The following is a 20,206-nucleotide window of genomic DNA, read 5'->3' as shown; positions in this document are numbered from 1 at the left end:
CGCAACAGGGGCGTGATGGACGCCGCCGGTTACCCCCGCCGTTCGACCCCGCGGGTCAGCTCGGCCAGCGCGTGATCCGCCAGCACCGGGCCGGCATTGCCGCTCGCCATCACCGCGCGTTCGGCATGGCGCACGCGCTGCAGCGCCGCCGCGAGCATCGCCGCATTCCAGCGCCGCAGGGCCTGTGCGGTGGCGGCCTCTTCGCGGAAGAAGATGCGGTGGCGCTTGAACACGCTGTCCTGCGTGGCGCCGGCGTCGATGTCCGCCTTCATCTCGGCCAGCGTCATCAGCCGCCGGGCGAGCTGGCGCAGCCAGGGGATGGGGGAGGTGCCGGCCTCGCCCAGCCGGGTCAGTTCGAGGCCGAGCGCCGCGCTGCGGCCGCCGATCACCGCGTCGATCACCGCGCCCATTTCCGCCTCGCCGAGATCGGCGCCGATCGCATCGAGCGCGGCTTCGTCGAGGTCGTGCGGCCGGTCGGGGGCGGCGTCGAGGAACAGCGCGAGTTTGTCGATTTCGCTCGCCAGCACCGCCCGGTCGCCGCCGCACCCCGCTGCCAGCCGCTGGGTGACGCCGGGCTGCGGGCGCAAGCCGGCATCGCGCGCCATCGTCGCGGCGAGTCGTTCGAGATCGGCCGCGGTCGGTTCGTAGCAGGCAAAGGCCATTGCCCGTGGCGAATCGATCGCCAGCTTGACGATCTTGGCCGTCGACTTGACCGTCGGCGCCAGTGCCACGACCGGATTGCCGGCATGATCGGCGGCAAGCAGGGCGGCGAACGCCTCCAGGCTCTCCTCGCCCGCCGGCGAGACGCGGATATGGCGCGCGCCGCCGAACAGCGACATCGACGCCGCCTCGTCCGCCAGCCGGGCCGGATCACCCTTCAGCGTCGCGCCGTCCAGGTCGATCCGCTCCGCCTCCGGCCCCATCGCCTGTGCCAGCCGCGTCGCCAGCTCGGCGGCGGCGGACCCGTCGGGCCCGTGGAGCAGGAACAGGCGCAGGTCGGGCGAGGGCCGCTCCATCGCGGCGCGGATGTCGCGCGCGTTCGCCTTCACGGGCCCTCAGCGCGCCGGTGTCGTGAGCGGACCGCCGCGCATCAGCGCGCCGGGAGGCGCCGCCGCGCATAGAGCGCGAGCTTGGCGACGATCTGGTCGGCGACGATGCCGGAGAGATTCTCCAGCGCGGTATTTTCCGCCGCGATCGTCGCATATTCGGACGAGGTGATGACGTCGATGCCGGCGTCGGAGCCGGTGGTCGCATCGAGCAGCACGCTGCCGTCGCTGAGATTGACCAACTGGTAGCGCGCCCGCAGCGTCCGCCGCTCGCGCGTCACGCTGTCGTCGCGCCGTACGCCGAGGCCGGCGATCTGGTCGTCGAGCTTGACGTCCAGCCGGTATTGCGGCGTGCCGGACGCGGCGAGCCGGTCGCGCAGCGCATTGCCCATCAGCCAGCCGGCTTTACCCTGGATCGGCGCGACCTCGACGCCGGACAGCGCCTGCGCCACCCCACCACCGGCGCCGCCGGCGTACAGGGGGTGCAGGCCGCAGCCGGTCAGCGGGACGAGCAGCAGCGCGGCGGCGAGGAATCGCTTGGTCATGCGACGATATTGACCAAACGGCCGGGCACGACGATCACTTTCTTCGGGGTCTTGCCCTCCAGCGTGCGGACGATCTTGTCCGACGCCAGCGCCGCCGCCTCCAGCGCGTCCCTGGCCATGTCCTTCGGCACAGTCAGCGTATCGCGCAGCTTGCCGTTGACCTGCACCGCGATCGTCACCTCGTCCTCGACCAGCAGCGCGGCCTCGACCGCGGGCCAGGGCGCATCGGCGATCAGCCCGTCGAAGCCGTGACGCGCCCAGGCTTCCTCGGCGATGTGCGGTACCATCGGCGCGACCAGCAGCATCAGCGTGCGGATCGCATTGCTGCGCGACGGCGACGGCGGCGCCTTTTCAATCGCGTTGGTCAGCTCGTACAGCTTGGCCACCGCCTTGTTGAACGCCAGCGCCTCGATATCGAGCGCGACGCCATGGATCGTCTGGTGCAGCTTGCGGTCGAGCGCGACGTCGCCGCCCTCTCCCGGCTCGGCCGGGTCGGCGTCGAACAAGCGCCACAGGCGCTGGACGAACCGCCACGATCCTTCGATCCCGGCTTCCGACCAGGGCAGGTCGCGCTCGGGCGGCGAGTCGGACAGCATGAACCAGCGCGTCGCGTCGGCACCATATTGATCGACGATCGGCTCGGGATCGACGGTGTTCTTCTTCGACTTCGACATCTTCTCGACGCGACCGACCTGGACCGGCTGTCCGGTCGCGGTTTCGACGCCGCCGGCGATCTCTGCCGGTGACAGCCAGCGGCCGTCCGCCGATTTGTACGTCTCGTGCGTCACCATGCCCTGGGTGAAGAGCCCGGTGAACGGCTCGGCGATATCGAGCATGCCGATATGCTTGAGCGCCCGCGTCCAGAAGCGGGCGTAGAGCAGGTGCAGGATCGCATGCTCGACGCCGCCGATATACTGGCCGACCGGCAGCCAGCTTTCCGCCACCGCGCGGTCGAACGGCTTGTCGTCGGGCTGGCTGGCGAAGCGGATGAAATACCAGCTCGAATCGGCGAAAGTGTCGAGCGTATCGGTCTCGCGCACCGCATCGCCGCCGCAGGACGGGCAGGCGACATGCTTCCACGTCGGATGCCGGTCGAGCGGATTGCCGGGCACGTCGAATGACACGTCCTCGGGCAATACGACGGGCAGCTGGTCCTGCGGCACCGGTACCGCACCGCAGGCGGAGCAATGGATGATCGGGATCGGCGTGCCCCAGTAGCGCTGGCGGCTGACGCCCCAGTCGCGCAGGCGGTAGACGGTCGACCCGCGGCCCCAGCCGTCGCCCTCCGCACGGCGGATCACCTCGCGCTTGGCGTCCTCGACGTCCATGCCGTCGAGGAAGCGCGAATTCACGATGGTCCCAGGGCCGGTATAGGCCTCGTCGCCGTGGAAGACGGGATCGGTGATGGCGCCGTCGGAGACGACGCGCCGCACCGGCAGGTCGTATTTGCGCGCGAAGTCGAGGTCGCGCTGGTCGTGCGCCGGCACGCCGAACACCGCGCCGGTGCCGTATTCCATCAGCACGAAATTGGCGATGTAGACGGGCAGCTGCCATGTCGGATCGAGCGGATGCGCCGCAGTCAGCCCGGTGTCGAAGCCGAGCTTCTCCTGCGTCTCCAGCTCGGCGGCGGTGGTGCCGCCCTGCTTGCAGCGTTCGATGAAGGCGGCGACGTCGGGCCGGTCGGCGAGCGCCTGCGCGATCGGATGATCCGCCGCCACCGCGACGAAGCTCGCGCCGAAGATCGTGTCCGGGCGGGTGGAGAAGACCTCGACCGACCCGCCGTCGGACGTGACGAAGCGGAACGTCAGCCCCTGGCTCTTGCCGATCCAGTTTTCCTGCATCAGCTTGACCTTGTCCGGCCAATCCTTGAGCTCGCCCAGCCCGTCGATCAGTTCGTCGGCGAAGTCGGTGATCTTGAGGAACCACTGGCTGAGCTTGCGCTTCTCGACCAGCGCGCCGGAGCGCCAGCCGCGGCCGTCGATCACCTGCTCGTTGGCGAGCACGGTCATGTCGACCGGGTCCCAGTTGACCGCCGATTCCTTGCGATAGACCAGGCCGCTCGCGAACATCGCCAGGAACAGCGCCTGTTCGTGCCCGTAATAGTCCGGCTCGCAGGTCGCCAGTTCGCGCGTCCAGTCGAGCGCGAAGCCGAGCCGCTTCAGCTGCGCCTTCATTGTCGCGATATTGGCGCGGGTCCAGGTGCCGGGGTGGACGCCCTTTTCCATCGCGGCATTCTCGGCCGGCATGCCGAACGCGTCCCAACCCATCGGGTGGAGCACTTCATAGCCGCGCATCCGCCGGAAGCGCGCCAGCACGTCGCCCATCGTATAGTTGCGGACATGGCCCATGTGGATGCGCCCCGACGGATAGGGGAACATCTCCAGCACATAGCTTTGCGGCTTGCCGCTATTGTCCCGGGCCGCGAAGGTGCGGCGCTCGTCCCAGATCGCCTGCCAGGCGGCGTCCGCCTTCAGGGCGTTGAAGCGCGTAGCCACGGTCGGCTGAACTCCATGCGTTGTAGCGTCGTAAGTCTCGGTGCCGGCCCGCTCTCCCGCCCGACCGCCCACGGACTATCCTGATGAGCGGTCGGGCTGGGGAGCGGGCCGGCACCGCACACGGGCGTCAGCCCGCAATAGAAGCCCGGCGCAGGTCGCGCGCCTTGGTCAGGATGATGTCTTCCAGCTTCTGCGTGGTGGCGGCGGCGACCGGGGCGGCGACCCACTGGCCGCCGCGATTGACCTCGCGCAGCGCCGCGACGCGTACCGCGTCGGCGCGCAGATCCTGGTCGAGGATCGACACGGTGACCTTCATCCGCTCGGTCGGGACCTGCGGGTTGACGTACCAGTCGGTGACGATGACGCCGCCGTTGGAATCGGTCTGCACCAGCGGCATGAACGACAAGGTGTCGAGGCTGGCGCGCCACAGATAGGAATTGACGCCGATCGTCGTCACCTTCGACGCGGCGAGATCGGCCTTGGCGGTACCCGACTTGCCATGGGCGCAGGCGGCGAGCGGCAGGGCGACGACGGCGACCATGAGAGCGGTGCGCAACGAGCGGGTCATGGCGGTAGGGTCCTTGGACAGGGGAATGGCTTTCGCTCTACAGCCAGCCCCCCGACGCTGCAAGGCGGCGCCCCGTCCCCCTCGCGCCTGTCCGCCGGACGTCCTATATTGTCGGTCCGTCCCGATATCTGTGTGCCGGATGCAACAGTCGGAGGAAATGTTGCATGGGGGCCACGCCAGACCATGTTGGCGTGAGGCAGAATCGTGGTAGGCGCGTTGCCGCGGGAATCTAAAGGGGTTTCGAATCGTGATCGCGAAGCGGGCGATGGCTGCAATGATGGCGGGGGCGCTGGTCGCCACCGGCGTCATCGTCGCGCCTGCCTTCGGAGCGGCGGAGCGGACGCGCGTCGTTCGCCGGGCCGCCCCGGCGCCGATGCGCTTCTCCGGCTCGTTCACGCCGGCTGCCGCCGACCCGCGCCTCGCCGCGGTGATCGCGCGTGCCGGCCTCGACGATGCCGCCTTCCGCTTCACCCCGGCCGAAGGGCGCCAGGACAAGCGCCAGGTGACCGTCGCGGTGCGCGCCCGCTCGAACCGGGCCCTGACCGTGGCTGCCATCGATCCGGCACGCGCCGGCTCGGCCAAGCCGGCGACGCTCGGCATCCAGCCAATCGCCTATAATCTGGGCGTTTCGGTCGGCTGGAAGAAATTCGCGCTGTCGGGCGACGTGTCGCGCCTCGACCTCGGGCCGCAGCCGGGCAGCCGCGAATCGGCGGATGTCGCGCTCACCTATCGCGCCGGTCGCGCCAGCAGCCGCCTGACCGCGGTCGCCGATCGTCCGCTCGGCAACACCAACAAGCTGGTCGAGGACATGCCGAGCTATTCGGTCGATCTCAGCAGCTCCTATTCGCTGACCCGCAATCTCGATCTGACCGCGGGCATGCGCTACCGGTCCGATCGCGACCGGCTGACCCGCGTCGGCGACGACGACCGTCACGACAGCCAGTCCGTCTACGTCGGCACCGCCTTCCGCTTCTGATCCTCGAAGGGGGATCGCGTCATCAGCCGACCGCCGTTGACGCGGGGCGGCGGCCCTCCGCGCGGCGATCGCCGTGTTCCATCGCCCCTGTCCACGCCGGCGAACGCCAGGTCCAGCGGGCAAGGTCTCTGCGAGGAGGGGCGACACGGATCAGCAGCGTTCCCCAAGCAGCCTTCGGCGCGCGTCGGGGAGGGGCGTAATGGCCAGCGCGATGCTTCGTCTTCGCACGAATCGACCCCGCCTTAGCCGACCGGCGCACCGACGTTGGGTAGGGTCGCATCCTCGGCGCGCGGCATCTTGCCGAACAAGGCCCGGTCGGCCGGGCCGAAGGCGAAGCGCCACAGAATCAGCAGATAGGTCGCCGCGATCGCCGGTTCGCCGAACAGCAGTTCCGCCCACTCCAGATCGTGCGGCAGCATGGTGAACAGCGTGCCGACGACGATCGCCGCAGCGGCCGCGCCGGCCAGCGGCCAGCGCCACGGCGACACCGGCGCCGCCAGGATGTGACCGAGCAGCCGCGCCTTGACGACCGAGGTTAGGCCGACGCTGAGCATCAGCGCGAGGGCTGGTCCCGCCGCCTGCCACACCTCCGGCCAGCCGAACGCGCGCGCCGCCATGATGAAGCCGAAGCTGAGGCCGATCTGCACCGCCAGCATCACCACCGAGATGATCAGATTGCGGTGCCGCGCCGTATAGACCAGCGCCGATTCGCATACCGCCCCGGTCGAGGCGAGCACCTCCGCGGTGAGCAGGAAGCCGAGCGCATAGCTGCCGGCGACGAACTGCGGCCCGACCACGCCCATCACCGCCTCGCCGGGGATCGATCCCATCAGCGCCAGCCCGCCCTGCGCCGCCATGATCCAGAAGGCGACTTGGCGCACCTGGTTGGCGATCGCGGCGCGGTCGTTCACCGCCAGACTCTGGGTGATGACGGGGCCGAGGATGGGGTCGAAGCTGGTCTTCAGCTTCTGCGGCAGCGAGGCGACCTGTTGCGCCATGTAATAGATGCCGACCACTTTGGGTTCGAAGGTCAGGCCGAGGATGAAGCGGTCGACGTTGCGGCTGCCCCATTCCAGCGCGTCGGCGCCGGCGAGCGGCGCGTTCGACCGCGCCAGTGCGAACAGCGCGCCGGGATGCGGCGACCAGCCCTTGGGCAGGCCGTAGCTCTTGAGGAACGGGACCAGGCTGGCGATCAGCGCCGCGGTCATCGACGCGACATAGGACAGGACCAGCCCGTCCTTGGTGGTGAGGAAGGAGAAGACCCAGGCGGCGATTGAGATCGTCCACGGCTCCACCACCGCCCGCGCAGTCACCGCCGCCTTGACGTCGTGGCGATAGGCCAGGGCGGCAAGACTGACGTCGCTCCACGCCACCGCGACGATGATGCACGGCAGGAACCGGTCCAGCCCGGTGACCTGCGTATTGGCGTACATCACTTCCGGAAAGGCGATCAGCAGCCCGCTCGCCGCGATCGACGCGATGAACGCCACCGCCAGCGCATCCCAGACGACATGCGCATGCGGGCGATCCTCTGCCGATGCCAGCGCCTGCGCCAGGCCACGTTTCAGGCCGAGCGTCGCGACCAGCGCGGCGAGTTCGACCACCACCACCGCCAGCGCGAAGCGGCCGACCAGATCGGCGCCATAGAGCCGCCCGGCGATGAACAGGAACGGGATGCGCGCGGCGAGGCGCAGCACGAAGCCGGCGATGTTGGTCCGCCCGCCCTTTGCCAGTGCGTCGATGTCCTGCGAATCGGAAGCCATCAACGGCTGGCCGTACGGCCACCCTCACCCTTCCGGCGCTGCGCGCCCCGCGCCCTCTCCCAATGGGAGAGGGAAGGGGCCCGCTCGCCAGCGACGAGTGGGAAGGGTGAGGGGGATTGCGAAACGGCAGCGATCAATGCGCCGCTCCCCAGCTCGCGCCGACGCCGATCTCGATGCCCAGCGGTACGGTCAGCGTCACGGCCGGCTCCGCCGCGGTCGCCATCACCCGCTCGATCACCGGTCGCGCCGCCGCGACGTCGCGCTCCGGCAACTCGAAAACCAGTTCGTCGTGCACCTGCAGCAGCATCTGCACGTTCGGCAGGCCCGCCGCGGCGAGTGCCGGTTCCATCCGCACCATCGCGCGCTTGATGATGTCGGCGCTGGTCCCCTGGATCGGCGCGTTGATCGCGGCACGCTCGGCGCCCTGGCGCTCGTGCTGCACCCGCGACTTGATCCGCGGAAAGTGCGTCTTGCGCCCGAACAGCGTCGTGGTGAAGCCGCGCTCGCGAACCTGCGTCAGCGTTTCGGCGATGTAGCGGTTGATGCCGGGGAATCGCTCGAAATAGCGGTCGATCATCGCCTGCGCCTCGTCGGCACCGATATCCAGCCGTCCCGCCAGACCCCAGCGGCTGATGCCGTAGAGGATCGCGAAGTTGATCGTCTTGGCCTTCGCCCGCGTGTCGCGCGTCACCTCGCCGAACAATTCCTGGGCGGTCAGGCTGTGGATGTCGTCGCCGCGCGCGAAGGCGTCGCGCAGCTGCGGCACGTCCGCCATATGCGCGGCGAGGCGCAGCTCGATCTGCGAATAGTCGGCGGCGAGGATGACGTTGCCCGGCTCCGCGACGAAGGCGTCGCGGATCTGGCGGCCGACCTCGGTACGGATCGGGATGTTCTGGAGGTTGGGCTCGGTCGACGACAGCCGGCCGGTCTGCGCACCGGTCAGGCTATAGCTGGTGTGCACCCGCCCCGTCGCCGGATTGATTTCCTCCTGCAGCGCGTCGGTATAGGTGTTCTTGAGCTTGGTCAGCTGGCGCCATTCCAGCACGCGCGCGGCGATGTCCGCGCCCGGCGAATCCTTGTCGGCGGCGATCCGCTCCAGCTCGGTGACGTCGGTCGAATAGACGCCGGACTTGCCCTTGCGGCCGCCCTTGATCCCCATCCGCTCGAACAGCACGTCGCCCAATTGCTTGGGGCTGCCGATCGTGAACGGCGCGCCGGCGATGCCGTGGATCACCGTCTCCAATTCGCCGATCTGGCCGCTGAATTCCGCCGACAGGCCGGACAGTCGCTCACGGTCGACCTTGATCCCGCGCGTCTCCATCCGCGCGATCACCGGCACCAGCGGCCGGTCGACCATCTCGTAGACGCGGGTCGACCCCTCGACGGGCAACCGCGCCTTGAACCGCTTCCACAAGCGATAGGTGACGTCCGCATCCTCGGCGGCGTAGCGGGTCGCGGCCTTGAGATCGACCTCGTGGAAGCCGCGCTGCGACTTGCCCGTGCCGACCACGTCCTTGAAGGCGATGCAGCTGTGCGACAGATGCGTCGCGGCGAGTTCGTCCATGCCGTGGCCGTGCAGCCCGGCGTCGAGGTCGAAGCTCATTACGATCGTGTCATCGTGCGGCGCGACCGTGATGCCGCCGACCTCGTCGCACAGGCCGAGCACGGTCATGTCGTATTTGAGGTTGTGGCCGATCTTGAGCACCGACGGATCCTCGCACAGCGCCTTCAACTTGGTCAGTGCGAGCGTGCGGTCGAGCTGCACCGGCGTCTCGCCGAACAGGTCGCTGCCGCCATGGCCGAGCGGGATGTAGCAGGCGAGATTGGCGGCCAGCGCCAGGCTGACGCCGACCAGCCTGGCGCGGGTCGCGTCGGTGCCGGTCGTCTCGGTGTCGATCGCGACCCAGCCCTGATGGCGGGCGACGGTGATCCACCGGTCCAGCGCCGCCTCGTCGACCACCGTTTCATAGCCGTCGTGATCGCACGGCGGGTCTTCTTCGAACGGCGCGTCGGTCGTTTCCTCGACCGGCGCATCGGCGACTTGGCCGAGCCGCGACAGCAGCGACTTGAAGCCGTGATGCTCCAGGAAGGCACGCAGCGGCGCGTCCGGAATGCCCTGCATCGCCAGTTCCTCGAGCGGATGCTCGAGCGGCACGTCGCAGGCGAGCTCGACCAGCTTGCGGCTCAGCCGCGCCTTGTCGGCATGTTCGATCAGGTTCTCGCGCAGCTTGCCCTTCTTGAACGTGTCGGACGCCGCGGCGGCGAGCACGCCCTCGACGTCGCCATGTTCCAGGATCAGCTTGGCCGCGGTCTTCGGCCCGACGCCGGGGACGCCCGGCACGTTGTCGACGCTGTCGCCCATCAGCGCCAGCACGTCGCCCAGCTTCTCCGGCCCGACGCCGAACTTCTCGACCACCGCCTCCGGCCCGAGCCGGCGGTTGTTCATCGTGTCGAGCATATCGACCGACGGATCGGTCATCAGCTGCATCAGGTCCTTGTCGGAACTGACGATCGTCACCTGCCAGCCCTGCGCCAGCGCCGCCTTGGTATAGCTGGCGATCAGGTCGTCCGCCTCCCAGCCTTCCTCCTCGATGCACGGCAGCGAAAAGGCGCGCGTCGCGTCGCGGATCATCGGGAATTGCGGGACCAGATCCTCCGGCGGCGGCGGCCGATGCGCCTTGTACTGGTCGTACATCTGGTTGCGGAAGGTCGACGACGATTTGTCGAGGATGACCGCCATGTGTGTCGGCCCGTCCGCCTTGTGCAGGTCGTCGGCGAGCCGCCACAGCATCGTCGTATAGCCATAGACGGCGCCCACCGGCTCGCCATGTTTGTTGGTCAGCGGCGGCAGCCGGTGATAGGCGCGGAAGATATAGCCCGAGCCGTCGACGAGATAGAGATGGGGCATCGCCCCTGCCGCTTAGCGGATCGGGGAGAGGGGGCCAACGTAATCCTAACGGTTGCGGCACGGATGTGGCGACACTGTGTCCTTCGTGTCGCTTACGCTCCCTCCCGCGAGCGGGAGGGGCAGTGCTCACCCCCGCGTTCCATCCGCATAATCGGCCACCGCACGCGCTACCGACGCGATCAGTTCCTGCCGCTCGCGGATCGGACGGCGACTGTCGCCGATCATCACCGCGATCGCATAGCGGCGGCCGTCGGGCGCGGTGAGCAGGCCGACGTCGTTGAAGCCGGCGTTGCGGCTGCCAAGGTCCTGTCCCGTGCCCGTCTTGTGCGCGATCTGCCAGCCGGCGGGCAATGCCGACCGCAACCGCGCGCGGCCGGTGATCGACGCCCCCATCGTGTCGAGCAGGATGCGCGTCGACGTCTCGGTGAACAGCTCGCCGCGGGCCAGCCGGGCGAGCGCGTCGGCGATCGCCAGCGGCGCCGCGCCGTCGGGCGGATCGTTGACATAGGCGTCGAGCGCCGCGGCGCGCACCTCGGGCGACAGGCGCGAGCGGGCGAGTTCGAAGCCATTGCCCTTGGACATGGTCGCCTGGTTCCAGACCAGGCCGGCGGTGCGCGACTGGAGCAAGCGCTCGCCGGGGCCGAAGCGGATGTCGCCCAGCCGCTTGCGCTCGATCATCGCGCGCACCGCCGCGGGGCCGCCGACATAGGTCAGCAGCCGGTCGTTGGCGGTATTGTCGCTCATCGTCAGCGCGCGGCGCAGCAATTCGCCGACGGTGGTATGATAGCCGTCGCCCTTGACCAGCATCGCGATCGGCTGGTGGAACAGGGTCAGATCCTCGGGCCGCACCACGATCGGATCGTCGAGCCGCGCCTTGCCCTGGTCGCGCAGGTCGAGCAGCGTCATCGCCACCCACAATTTGCTCACCGACTGCTGCGGCATCCGCGTCCGCGCGCCGGGCGATGCGACGGTCCAGCCCTCATCAACGCCCCGAATCGCGATGCCGAACTTGCCCTCGAAGCCGGCGGCGATCCGCTCCACCGCCTGGACCAGTTGCGCCGGCGCGACCCGCCGGGCGGGCGGGGCGGCAGCGGGGATCGGGATCGACACGCTGACCGGCGCCGACGGGACCGGCGCCATGCTGCTGCCGCCGGGCCGCGAGTTGGACCCGCACCCCGGCAGGGCGGCGAAAGAGGCAAGAGCTAGGAGGCGGGCCGCACGGCCGGTCGATATCATGAGGGTACGATACTCGCCCATGCGAGGAAGGACGCAGCGATCCTTATCCGCTCGCCGGGCGGGCGATACCATGGCGCAGCGCCCCTGCGACGAGCCGCCGCTGCGGCGCGGCGAGCCGCGTCGGCGGACCGCTGTCGCCTTTGTCACGCAACATAGCGCCGCCGCACCCGTTGGGCGCGACATCCAGCTTGAAATTGAAGGACATGCGCCATGGCGACGATGACCAGCGACTTCTTCGTGCAGCGCCTCAAGGCGTGGGGCGTGACCCGTATCTACGGCTATTCCGGCGACGGCATCAACGGCGTGCTCGGCGCCCTGCAGCGCGCCGAGACGGCAGGGGACGGCATCGAGTTCATCCAGGTCCGCCACGAGGAGATGGCGGCCTTCATGGCCAGCGCCCATGCCAAATTCACCGGCGAGATCGGCGTCTGCCTGTCGACCGGCGGCCCCGGCGCGACGCATCTGCTCACCGGCCTATACGACGCCAAGCTCGACCATGTCCCGGTATTCGCGATCGCCGGCCAGGCCGAGGTGACGGTGCGCGGCGCCAGCTACCAGCAGGAGCTCAACCTCGACCGCATCTTCGCCGATGTCGCCGATTACGTGCAGGAGGTCGCGGCGCCGGCGCAGGTCCGCCATGTCACCGATCGGTCGATCCGCACCGCGGTCGCCCGCAACGGCGTCGGCGTGGTGGTGCTGCCCAAGGACGTGCAGGACCAGCCCTATAGCGAGCCCGAGGTCGCGCACGGCTTCACCCGCTCGGGGCCCGGCTATGTGCGGCCGCGCATCATCCCGCAGGATATGGAGCTACGCCGCGCCGCCGACCTGCTCAATGCCGGCAAGAAGGTGGCGATCCTGATCGGCGCCGGCGCACGCGATGCGGCGGACGAGGTGGTGCGGATCGCCGACCTGCTCGGCGCCGGCGTCGCCAAGGCGCTGCTCGGCAAGGACGTGCTGCCCGACGAGCTGCCCTTCGTCACCGGCGCGATCGGCCTGCTCGGCACCAAGCCGTCGTCGGACATGATGGCGGGGTGCGACACGCTGCTGATGATCGGCACTGGCTTTCCCTGGGCGGAGTTTCTGCCGCCCGATGGCCAGGCCAAATGCGTGCAGATCGATATCGACGCGGGCATGTTGTCGCTGCGCTATCCGGCGGACGTGCCGCTGCACGGTGGCGCGCAGGAGACGCTGGCGGCGCTGATCCCGCTGATCGCCGCCAAGGGCGACCGCAGCTGGCGCGAGCGTATCGAAACGGGCGTCGCGCAGTGGTGGCAGGTGCTGGAGGAGCGGGCCTACGCCGCCGCCAATCCGGTCAACCCGCAGCGCGTCGTCTGGGACATGTCGCCGCGCCTGCCCGCCGACGCGATCGTCACCTCCGATTCGGGCAGCTGCGCCAATTGGTATGCGCGCGACTTCAAGGTGAAGCGCGGCCAACGTTCGTCGCTGTCGGGCGGGCTCGCCTCAATGGGGGCGGCGGTGCCCTATGCGATCGCGGCCAAGTTCGCCCACCCGAGCCGGCCGGTGGTGGCGCTGGTCGGCGACGGCGCGATGCAGATGAACAACCTCGCCGAGATGATCACGGTGCAGAAATACTGGCGGCGTTGGGCCGACCCGCGCTTCGTCGTCTGCGTGTTCAACAACCAGGATCTCAACGAAGTGACCTGGGAACAGCGGGTGATGGAGGGCAATCCGCGCTTCGAGACGACGCAGGACCTGCCTGACGTGCCCTATGCCAAGTTCGCCGAGCTGATCGGGCTGAGGGGCATCTTCGTCGACCGGCCGGAGGCCCTCGCCGATGCCTGGGACACGGCGCTGGCGGCGGACCGGCCAGTGATCCTCGAGGTCAAAACCGATCCCAATGTCGCGCCCCTGCCGCCGCATGTCACGCTGCAACAGGCGAAGGCGTTCCTGTCGTCGATGGCGAAGGGCGACCGCGGTGCGGCGCAGGTGATCGCCGATACGGCGCGGCAATTGTTCAAGGAGGTGACGGGATAAATTGCTCGCTCTCTGCACTGTCATTCCCGTCAAGGCGGAAATCCAGAGACGCTGACGTTCCGGCCGTTGCGCGGACCTGCGCGTCTGGATCCCCGCGTTCGCGGGGATGACGGCTGCGTCGGCGAGATTACGGCACCAGCACCGTGTCCACCGCCTCTGGCAGCAACTCGGGCCAATCGCGCGTATAGTGCAACCCGCGGCTTTCGTGCCGGCGCAGCGCCGAGCGCACGATCAGCTCGGCGGTCTGCAGCAGGTTGCGCAACTCGATCAGGTCCGGCGTCACCCGGAAGTGCCCGTAATAGTCCGCCACCTCCTCGGTCAGCATGGCGATCCGATGCTGCGCCCGCTCCAGCCGCTTGGTGGTGCGGACGATGCCGACGTAATTCCACATGAAGCGGCGGATCTCGGTCCAGTTCTGCTTGATCACCACCTCTTCGTCCGAATCGGTGACGCGGCTCTCGTCCCACGGCCGGATCACCGGCACCGCCGGCAGGCTGTCCCAATGCGCGGCGATATGATCGGCGCAGGCCTCGCCGAACACGAAACATTCGAGCAGCGAATTGGAGGCCAGTCGGTTGGCGCCGTGCAGCCCGCTCTCGGTGCATTCGCCCGCCGCATAGAGACCAGGCAGGTCGGTACGCCCGTCGCGATCGATGACGATGCCGCCGCAGGTGTAATGCTGTGCCGGCACCACCGGGATCGGAGCGCGAGTCATGTCGATGCCCAGCCCGATCAGCTTATCGTAGATGTTCGGAAAATGGCCGCGCACGAAATCGGGCGGCATGTGGCTGATGTCGAGATGGACATAGTCGAGCCCATAGCGCTTGATCTCGGCATCGATCGCGCGCGCCACCACATCGCGTGGCGCCAGCTCCATCCGCTCCGCGTCGTAATAGGTCATGAAGCGCTTGCCGGTGACCGGGTTGATCAGCCGCCCGCCCTCGCCACGCACCGCCTCGGTGATCAGGAAGTTCTTGACCTCGAGATTGTAGAGGCAGGTCGGGTGGAACTGCATCATCTCCATGTTCGAGACGCGGCAGCCCGCCCGCCACGCCATGGCAATGCCGTCGCCGGTCGCGCCGCGCGGCGCGGTGGAGAACAGATAGGTGCGCCCCGCGCCGCCGGTGGCGAGGATCGTCGCGCGCGCAGTGTAGAGGTTGACGGTGCCCGTCCGCCGATCGACCGCATAGACGCCCCAGACATTGCCGGCACCGGAATAGCGTTCCTCGTGCCGGCTGGTGGCGAGGTCGATCGCGACCTGATCGGGGACGAGGGTGATGTTGGGATGGGCTTCGGCCGCCTTCTGCAGCGCCTCCTGCACCGCCCAGCCGGTCGCGTCGGCGACATGGACGATGCGGCGGTGGCTGTGGCCGCCCTCGCGGGTCAGGTGGAGGGCGTTGCCGTCCATTGCGAAGGGCACGCCGAGCTGTTGCAGCCGCGCGATCGCCGCCGGCGCCGCGCCGACGACGAATTCGACGACCTCACGGTCGTTGAGCCCGGCGCCGGCGACCATCGTATCCTCGACATGGTTGTGGAACGTGTCGCCGGGCTCCAGCACTGCGGCGATCCCGCCCTGCGCCCAGGCGGTCGATCCCTCGTTGAGCGCGCCCTTGGCAAGCACGGTGACGCGGAACCGCTCCGCCAGCGTCAGCGCTGCGGTCAGCCCCGCCGCGCCGGAACCGACGATCAGGACGTCGGAGGGAGAGGCAGCCGTGGTCACGACATCAACTCCGGTGTTCGAACGGGGAAAAGACGACATGCCGTCTGACGGCAGCGGCAAGGGAAGGGCATCCGCCGCTATCGACCATCACCCGTTCGACCGGGTCAGGCTGAGGAACACGTCCTCCAGATCCGCCTCGCGCGTCGTCACGTCGACGATGCCCAGGCCCTCGCGGGTCACCGCGGCGAGCACCTCGCCCGCATTGACCTTGTCCTTGCTGTAGGTGATCTCCAGCGTCCGCGTGCCTTTCAGCACGATCTTCTCGAAACAGGCGGCGGTCGGCGCCTCGCTTAGATCGCGGTCGACCGTCACCGCGACCAGTTTCTCCTGCGCCTTGCCGACCAGCTCGCGGGTGGGCTCGTTGGCGACGAGGCGGCCCTGGTTGATGATCGCGATGCGGTCGCACAATTCCTCGGCTTCCTCGAGGTAATGCGTGGTCAGCACCACCGTCACGCCGGCCTGGTTGAGCTCGCGGACATAGGCCCAGAGTTGCTGGCGCAGCTGGATATCGACGCCCGCGGTCGGCTCGTCGAGGACGAGCACCGGCGGCGAATGGACCATCGCCTTGGCAACCATCAGCCGCCGCTTCATGCCGCCCGACAGGGTGCGCGCATAGGCATTGGCCTTGTCCTCGAGATGCACCGCGCGGAGCAGGTCGAGGCTCTTGCGTTCGGCTTTCGGCACGCCGTACAGCCCCGCCTGGATCTCCAGCGTCTCGACCGGCGTGAAGAAGGGGTCGAACAGGATCTCCTGGTTGACGATGCCGATCGACGCCTTGGCGTTGCGTGGATGCGCGTCGATGTCGAAGCCCCAGATGCTCGCCGAACCGCTGGTCTTGTTGACCAGCCCGGCCAGGATGTTGATCAGCGTCGACTTGCCGGCGCCGTTGGGACCGAGCAGGCCGAAGATCTGGCCGCGCGGCACGTCGAAGGTGACGCCGTCGAGCGCGCGCTTGCCGGGCGCGCCCTTGATCCCGGAATAGGTCTTGCAGAGATCGCGGATGCTGATGGCGGCGTCGGTCATGACAGCAGCGCATAGGCGCATCGGTCGCACGGTGGAAGGCGCTGGGTGGATGGGCTGGCCGGAAGACGCCGAAGCTCTTGCGGGGCCGGGCCGGAACGCGCTATCGCCCGCGGCATGGTTCCGCCGCCCGAAGTCGTCCGTGTCTCCCAACGTCGCGTCGCCTGCGATGGCGCGACCGACATTCCCGGTGGAGCGGCGCTCGGCCATCCGCGCGTCTTCCTGCAGATCGACGAGCACGGCTATATCGACTGCGGCTATTGCGATCGCCGCTTCGTGCTGATCGGCGGCCCCGCCGATGGTGTCGACCCGGCGTCGCTGCCGGATATTTCGGAAGGCGCCAGCCCGCGCTAACTAGCCCCCGCGGATCGAGCGCCTATATTGGCGGGCATGACCGTATCCGCCGATCCTCGCTCGTTCCTCTACCGTGACCAGCTCAGCCCCGAGGGCGTCCAGCGCCTGACCGCCGATGCGCTCGGCCGCGCCGACGATGGCGAACTCTATCTGCAATACCGCCGGTCGGAGGCATTCGGCTTCGACGACGGCCGGCTGAAGACGGCGAGCTACGATACCGGCGCGGGGTTCGGCCTGCGCGCCGTGTCGGGCGAGATGACCGCCTTCGCCCACGCCAACGAGCTGAGCGAGGCCGCGATCAAGCGCGCCGCGCAGACAATGGCGCTGATCGATCCGTCACAGGCGGCGAAGGCGCCGGCGCCGCAGGGCACCAACCATCGCCTCTACACCGACAGCGATCCGCTCGACCTCGTCCCCTTCGCCGACAAGGTCAATCTGTGCCAGGCGATCGATGCCGCCGCGCGGGCCCGCGATCCGCGCGTCGCGCAGGTCTCCGTCGGCCTGTCGGGCAGCTGGAGCGTGGTCGAGATCGTCCGCCCCGACGGCTTCGTCGCCACCGACGTGCGGCCGCTGGTGCGGCTCAACGTGTCGATCGTCGCGGAGAGCAACGGCCGGCGCGAGACGGGCAGCTTCGGGATCGGCGGCCGCTACCTGTATGACCGGCTGTTCGAGGAGGCGACCTGGAACCGCGCGATCGCCGAGGCGCTGGCGCAGGCGCTGGTCAATCTCGAATCGGTCGCGGCCCCGGCCGGCGAGATGACCGTGCTGCTCGGCTCGGGCTGGCCCGGCGTGCTGCTGCACGAGGCGATCGGCCATGGGCTGGAGGGTGACTTCAACCGCAAGGGCACCAGCGCCTTTTCCGGCCGGATCGGCGAGCGGGTCGCCGCGCCCGGCATCACCATTGTCGACGACGGCTCGCTGCCCGACCGCCGCGGCTCGCTGTCGATCGACGACGAGGGCACGCCGACGCGCGAGACGGTGCTGATCGAGGATGGCATCCTGAAAGGCTATATGCAGGACCGGCTCAACGCGCGGCTGATGGGCGTGCCCGCGACCGGCAACGGTCGCCGCGAAAGCTTCGCGCATGCGCCGATGCCGCGGATGACCAACACCTTCATGAAGGCGGGCCGCGACGATCCCGCCGAGCTGATGGGCCGGGTCAAGAAGGGTATCTTCGCCAAGTCGTTCGGCGGCGGCCAGGTCGACATCGTCTCGGGCAAGTTCGTGTTCAGCTGCACCGAGGCCTATCTGATCGAGGACGGCAAGCTGGGTGCGCCGATCAAGGGCGCGACGCTGATCGGTGACGGACCGACCGTGCTGACCCGGGTCACGGGCATCGGCAACGACTTCGCGCTCGACGAAGGCGTCGGCATGTGCGGCAAGGGTGGGCAGAGCGTCCCCGCCGGCGTTGGTCAGCCGACCCTGCTAGTTGAGGGGCTGACGGTGGGCGGCACCGCGGCCTGAGAATGGGTCCGCGATGATCGTCGAGCTCGGCCGCTACAGCCGCAACGAGGCGCATATGGTGGTCGGCCGGCTAGAGGCGGAGGGGATCGACGCCGTCGCCTTCGATGGCGGGTCGAGTGTTGCCGACGGCAGCTGGTTGCTGATCCCGGTCCGCGTCATGGTCGATTCCGAAGATCTGGCGCGCGCCCAGGCGCTGCTCGCCACACTGCCCCCTGCCTGATTTTCGGGCAGCTTCATGACGATGCATCTATTTTGATCGCGTAACGATCCCTTCCTTCGTCCACCGCCCGTCTTCGCCCTCCTGCAGCCGATTGGCACGGGGCTTGCGATGCTTCGCCGTGGGTTAAACGAGGGGGCGCGGATGAAGCTGGTCATTGCGATCATCAAGCCGTTCAAGCTGGATGAGGTGAGGGAAGCGCTCACCACGCTCGGCGTCGCGGGCATGACGGTCACCGAGGTCAAGGGCTTCGGCCGTCAGAAGGGGCAGACCGAAATCTACCGCGGCGCAGAATACAGCACCAACATGGTGCCCAAGATCAAGATCGAGGTGGTCTGCGCCGCCTCGCTTGCCGACCGGGTGGTGGAGGCGATCCAGGCTTCCGCCAACACCGGCGCGATCGGCGACGGCAAGATATTCGTGCTCGACGTCGGTCAGGCGGTGCGCATCCGCACCGGCGAAACCGACGATTCGGCGCTGTGATGATGGGGGGAGCAATGAAGCAAGCGATCAAATACGCCGGTGTCGCGGGCCTGTGTGCCGTGGCGTTCGCCGCTCTGCCCGCCTGGGCGCAGACCGCGCCGCTGCAGGCGCCGCCCGCCGCACCCGCCGGTGTGGTCAACAAGGGCGACACCGCCTGGATGATGACCAGCACGGTGCTGGTGATGATGATGATCCTGCCCGGCCTGGCCCTGTTCTACGGCGGCCTCACCCGCGCCAAGAACATGCTGTCGACGATGACGCAGATCGGCGCGGTCGCCTGTCTCGCGATGCTGATCTGGGTGATGTACGGCTATTCGATGGCCTTCGGCCCGGATTTCGCCGGCGGCGGCGTCCTGACCAATTTCATCGCCAGCTTCGACAAGGCGTTCCTCAAGGGCGTCACCGCCGCCTCGCAGTCGGCGACCTTCACCGCCGGGGTCGAGATCCCGGAATATGTCTTCGTCTGCTTCCAGATGACCTTCGCCGCGATCACCGTCGCGCTGGTGCTGGGATCGGTGGTCGAGCGGATGAAGTTCAGCGCGGTGATGGCGTTCGGCGCCGTCTGGCTGACGATCGTCTATTTTCCGATCGCGCACATGGTATGGGCTTCGTCGGGCCTGTTCTTTAAGGCGGGGGCGCTCGATTTCGCCGGCGGCACGGTGGTGCATATCAACGCCGGTGTATCCGCGCTGGTTGCCTCGCTGATGCTCGGTAAGCGGATGGGCTATCCGACCACGCCGATGCCGCCGCACTCGCTCACCCTGACCGGCGTCGGCACCGGCCTGCTGTGGGTTGGCTGGTTCGGCTTCAACGCGGGGTCGGCGCTGGAGGCCAATGGCTCGGCCGGCCTCGCGATGATCAACACCTTCGTCGCGACCGCCAGCGGCGGCCTGTTCTGGATGCTGGTCGAGCGGGTGCGCGGCCACAAGGGCTCGGCGCTCGGCTTCTGCTCGGGCATCGTCGCCGGCCTGGTCGCGGTGACGCCGGCGGCGGGCAATTCGGGCCCGTTCGGCGCGATCGTGCTCGGCGCGGTCGCCTCGGTGGTCTGCTTCTTTGCCGTCTCGGTGCTGAAGCCGAAGCTCGGCTATGACGACGCGCTCGACGCCTTCGGCGTGCATGGCATCGGCGGCATGATCGGCGCGATCGGCACCGGCATCGTCTATGCCCCGTCGCTCGGCGGTCCGGGCGCGGCGGACTATGCGATGGGCGCCAAGCTGCTCGTCCAGGTCGAGGCGGTCGCGACGACGATCATCTGGGCGGCGATCGGCACGGTGATCGCGATCACCATCGCCAAGGCACTGACCGGCCTGCGTGTCGCTCCCGAAGTCGAGCAGGAAGGCCTCGACCTCGGCGAGCATGGCGAGCGCGCCTACAATTGATCGGGAGCGGGGCGCCAAGGCCCCGCACCCCACGACG

The 20,206-nt window shown here is 68.7% G+C and carries 16 protein-coding genes; 7 read left to right on the top strand and 9 right to left on the bottom strand.

Going from position 1 to position 20,206, the window contains the following annotated elements:
- Positions 1-29: 29 nt before the first annotated feature.
- From holA to ACU5AX_RS16880, 4 genes are all read right to left on the bottom strand, one after another.
- On the bottom strand, positions 30-1,049 hold the full coding sequence (gene holA, locus ACU5AX_RS16895) for a DNA polymerase III subunit delta (protein WP_446691907.1): 1,020 nt from the start codon (positions 1,047-1,049) through the stop codon (positions 30-32).
- A 41-nt stretch (positions 1,050-1,090) separates the two neighbouring features.
- A complete protein-coding gene (lptE, locus tag ACU5AX_RS16890) occupies positions 1,091-1,591 on the bottom strand; it encodes an LPS assembly lipoprotein LptE (protein ID WP_446691906.1) in 501 nt (166 codons plus the stop codon).
- Positions 1,588-4,086, bottom strand: a complete 2,499-nt coding sequence (gene leuS, locus ACU5AX_RS16885; protein WP_446691905.1) for a leucine--tRNA ligase — start codon at positions 4,084-4,086, stop codon at positions 1,588-1,590. Before leuS ends, lptE begins: the two co-directional genes overlap by 4 nt.
- A gap of 127 nt (positions 4,087-4,213) precedes the next feature.
- Entirely contained in the window at positions 4,214-4,654 is a 441-nt protein-coding gene (locus ACU5AX_RS16880; RefSeq protein WP_198354008.1) for a DUF3576 domain-containing protein, read from the bottom strand.
- A 247-nt stretch (positions 4,655-4,901) separates the two neighbouring features.
- Between ACU5AX_RS16880 and ACU5AX_RS16875 the strand changes: the two genes are divergently transcribed.
- Positions 4,902-5,630 (top strand): hypothetical protein, encoded by a 729-nt coding sequence (locus tag ACU5AX_RS16875; RefSeq protein ID WP_446691904.1) that lies wholly within the window; start codon positions 4,902-4,904, stop codon positions 5,628-5,630.
- Between the two features lie 242 nt (positions 5,631-5,872).
- On the opposite strand, the gene ACU5AX_RS16870 is transcribed toward ACU5AX_RS16875, so the two are convergent.
- From ACU5AX_RS16870 to ACU5AX_RS16860, 3 genes are all read right to left on the bottom strand, one after another.
- Entirely contained in the window at positions 5,873-7,393 is a 1,521-nt protein-coding gene (locus ACU5AX_RS16870) for a lipopolysaccharide biosynthesis protein (protein ID WP_446691903.1), read from the bottom strand.
- Positions 7,394-7,526: 133 nt separating this feature from the next.
- Positions 7,527-10,301 carry a DNA polymerase I gene (polA, locus tag ACU5AX_RS16865; RefSeq protein ID WP_446691902.1) on the bottom strand — a complete coding sequence of 925 codons (2,775 nt, stop codon included), beginning with the start codon at positions 10,299-10,301 and terminating at the stop codon, positions 7,527-7,529.
- A 126-nt stretch (positions 10,302-10,427) separates the two neighbouring features.
- The gene (locus ACU5AX_RS16860) at positions 10,428-11,441 is read right to left on the bottom strand and encodes a serine hydrolase (protein WP_446691901.1); all 1,014 of its coding nucleotides are present in this window, start codon (positions 11,439-11,441) and stop codon (positions 10,428-10,430) included.
- A 306-nt stretch (positions 11,442-11,747) separates the two neighbouring features.
- Here ACU5AX_RS16860 and ACU5AX_RS16855 point away from each other — a divergent pair, with 306 nt between their 5' ends.
- On the top strand, positions 11,748-13,532 hold the full coding sequence (locus ACU5AX_RS16855; protein ID WP_446691900.1) for a thiamine pyrophosphate-requiring protein: 1,785 nt from the start codon (positions 11,748-11,750) through the stop codon (positions 13,530-13,532).
- A 127-nt stretch (positions 13,533-13,659) separates the two neighbouring features.
- Here the strand turns inward: ACU5AX_RS16855 and nadB are convergent, their stop codons facing one another.
- Together nadB and ACU5AX_RS16845 are read right to left on the bottom strand one after the other, a co-directional pair.
- The gene (gene nadB, locus ACU5AX_RS16850; protein WP_446691899.1) at positions 13,660-15,252 is read right to left on the bottom strand and encodes an L-aspartate oxidase; all 1,593 of its coding nucleotides are present in this window, start codon (positions 15,250-15,252) and stop codon (positions 13,660-13,662) included.
- An 87-nt stretch (positions 15,253-15,339) separates the two neighbouring features.
- The gene (locus ACU5AX_RS16845) at positions 15,340-16,275 is read right to left on the bottom strand and encodes an ABC transporter ATP-binding protein (RefSeq protein WP_198354015.1); all 936 of its coding nucleotides are present in this window, start codon (positions 16,273-16,275) and stop codon (positions 15,340-15,342) included.
- A 114-nt stretch (positions 16,276-16,389) separates the two neighbouring features.
- On the opposite strand from ACU5AX_RS16845, the gene ACU5AX_RS16840 reads away from it, so the two are divergent.
- The 5 genes from ACU5AX_RS16840 (at position 16,390) to ACU5AX_RS16820 (ending at position 20,169) form a co-directional block, all read left to right on the top strand.
- The gene (locus ACU5AX_RS16840; RefSeq protein WP_198354016.1) at positions 16,390-16,626 is read left to right on the top strand and encodes a zinc-finger domain-containing protein; all 237 of its coding nucleotides are present in this window, start codon (positions 16,390-16,392) and stop codon (positions 16,624-16,626) included.
- A gap of 36 nt (positions 16,627-16,662) precedes the next feature.
- Positions 16,663-18,090 (top strand): metalloprotease TldD, encoded by a 1,428-nt coding sequence (tldD, locus tag ACU5AX_RS16835; protein ID WP_446691898.1) that lies wholly within the window; start codon positions 16,663-16,665, stop codon positions 18,088-18,090.
- A 13-nt stretch (positions 18,091-18,103) separates the two neighbouring features.
- A complete protein-coding gene (locus ACU5AX_RS16830; protein ID WP_198354018.1) occupies positions 18,104-18,310 on the top strand; it encodes a putative signal transducing protein in 207 nt (68 codons plus the stop codon).
- A gap of 141 nt (positions 18,311-18,451) precedes the next feature.
- On the top strand, positions 18,452-18,790 hold the full coding sequence (locus ACU5AX_RS16825) for a P-II family nitrogen regulator (protein ID WP_198354019.1): 339 nt from the start codon (positions 18,452-18,454) through the stop codon (positions 18,788-18,790).
- Between the two features lie 14 nt (positions 18,791-18,804).
- Positions 18,805-20,169 carry an ammonium transporter gene (locus ACU5AX_RS16820; RefSeq protein WP_198354020.1) on the top strand — a complete coding sequence of 455 codons (1,365 nt, stop codon included), beginning with the start codon at positions 18,805-18,807 and terminating at the stop codon, positions 20,167-20,169.
- The last annotated feature ends 37 nt before the right edge of the window (positions 20,170-20,206 follow it).

The sequence above is a fragment of the Sphingomonas benefaciens genome (assembly GCF_052907485.1).
This window is presented reverse-complemented; position numbering and strand designations above follow the sequence as displayed.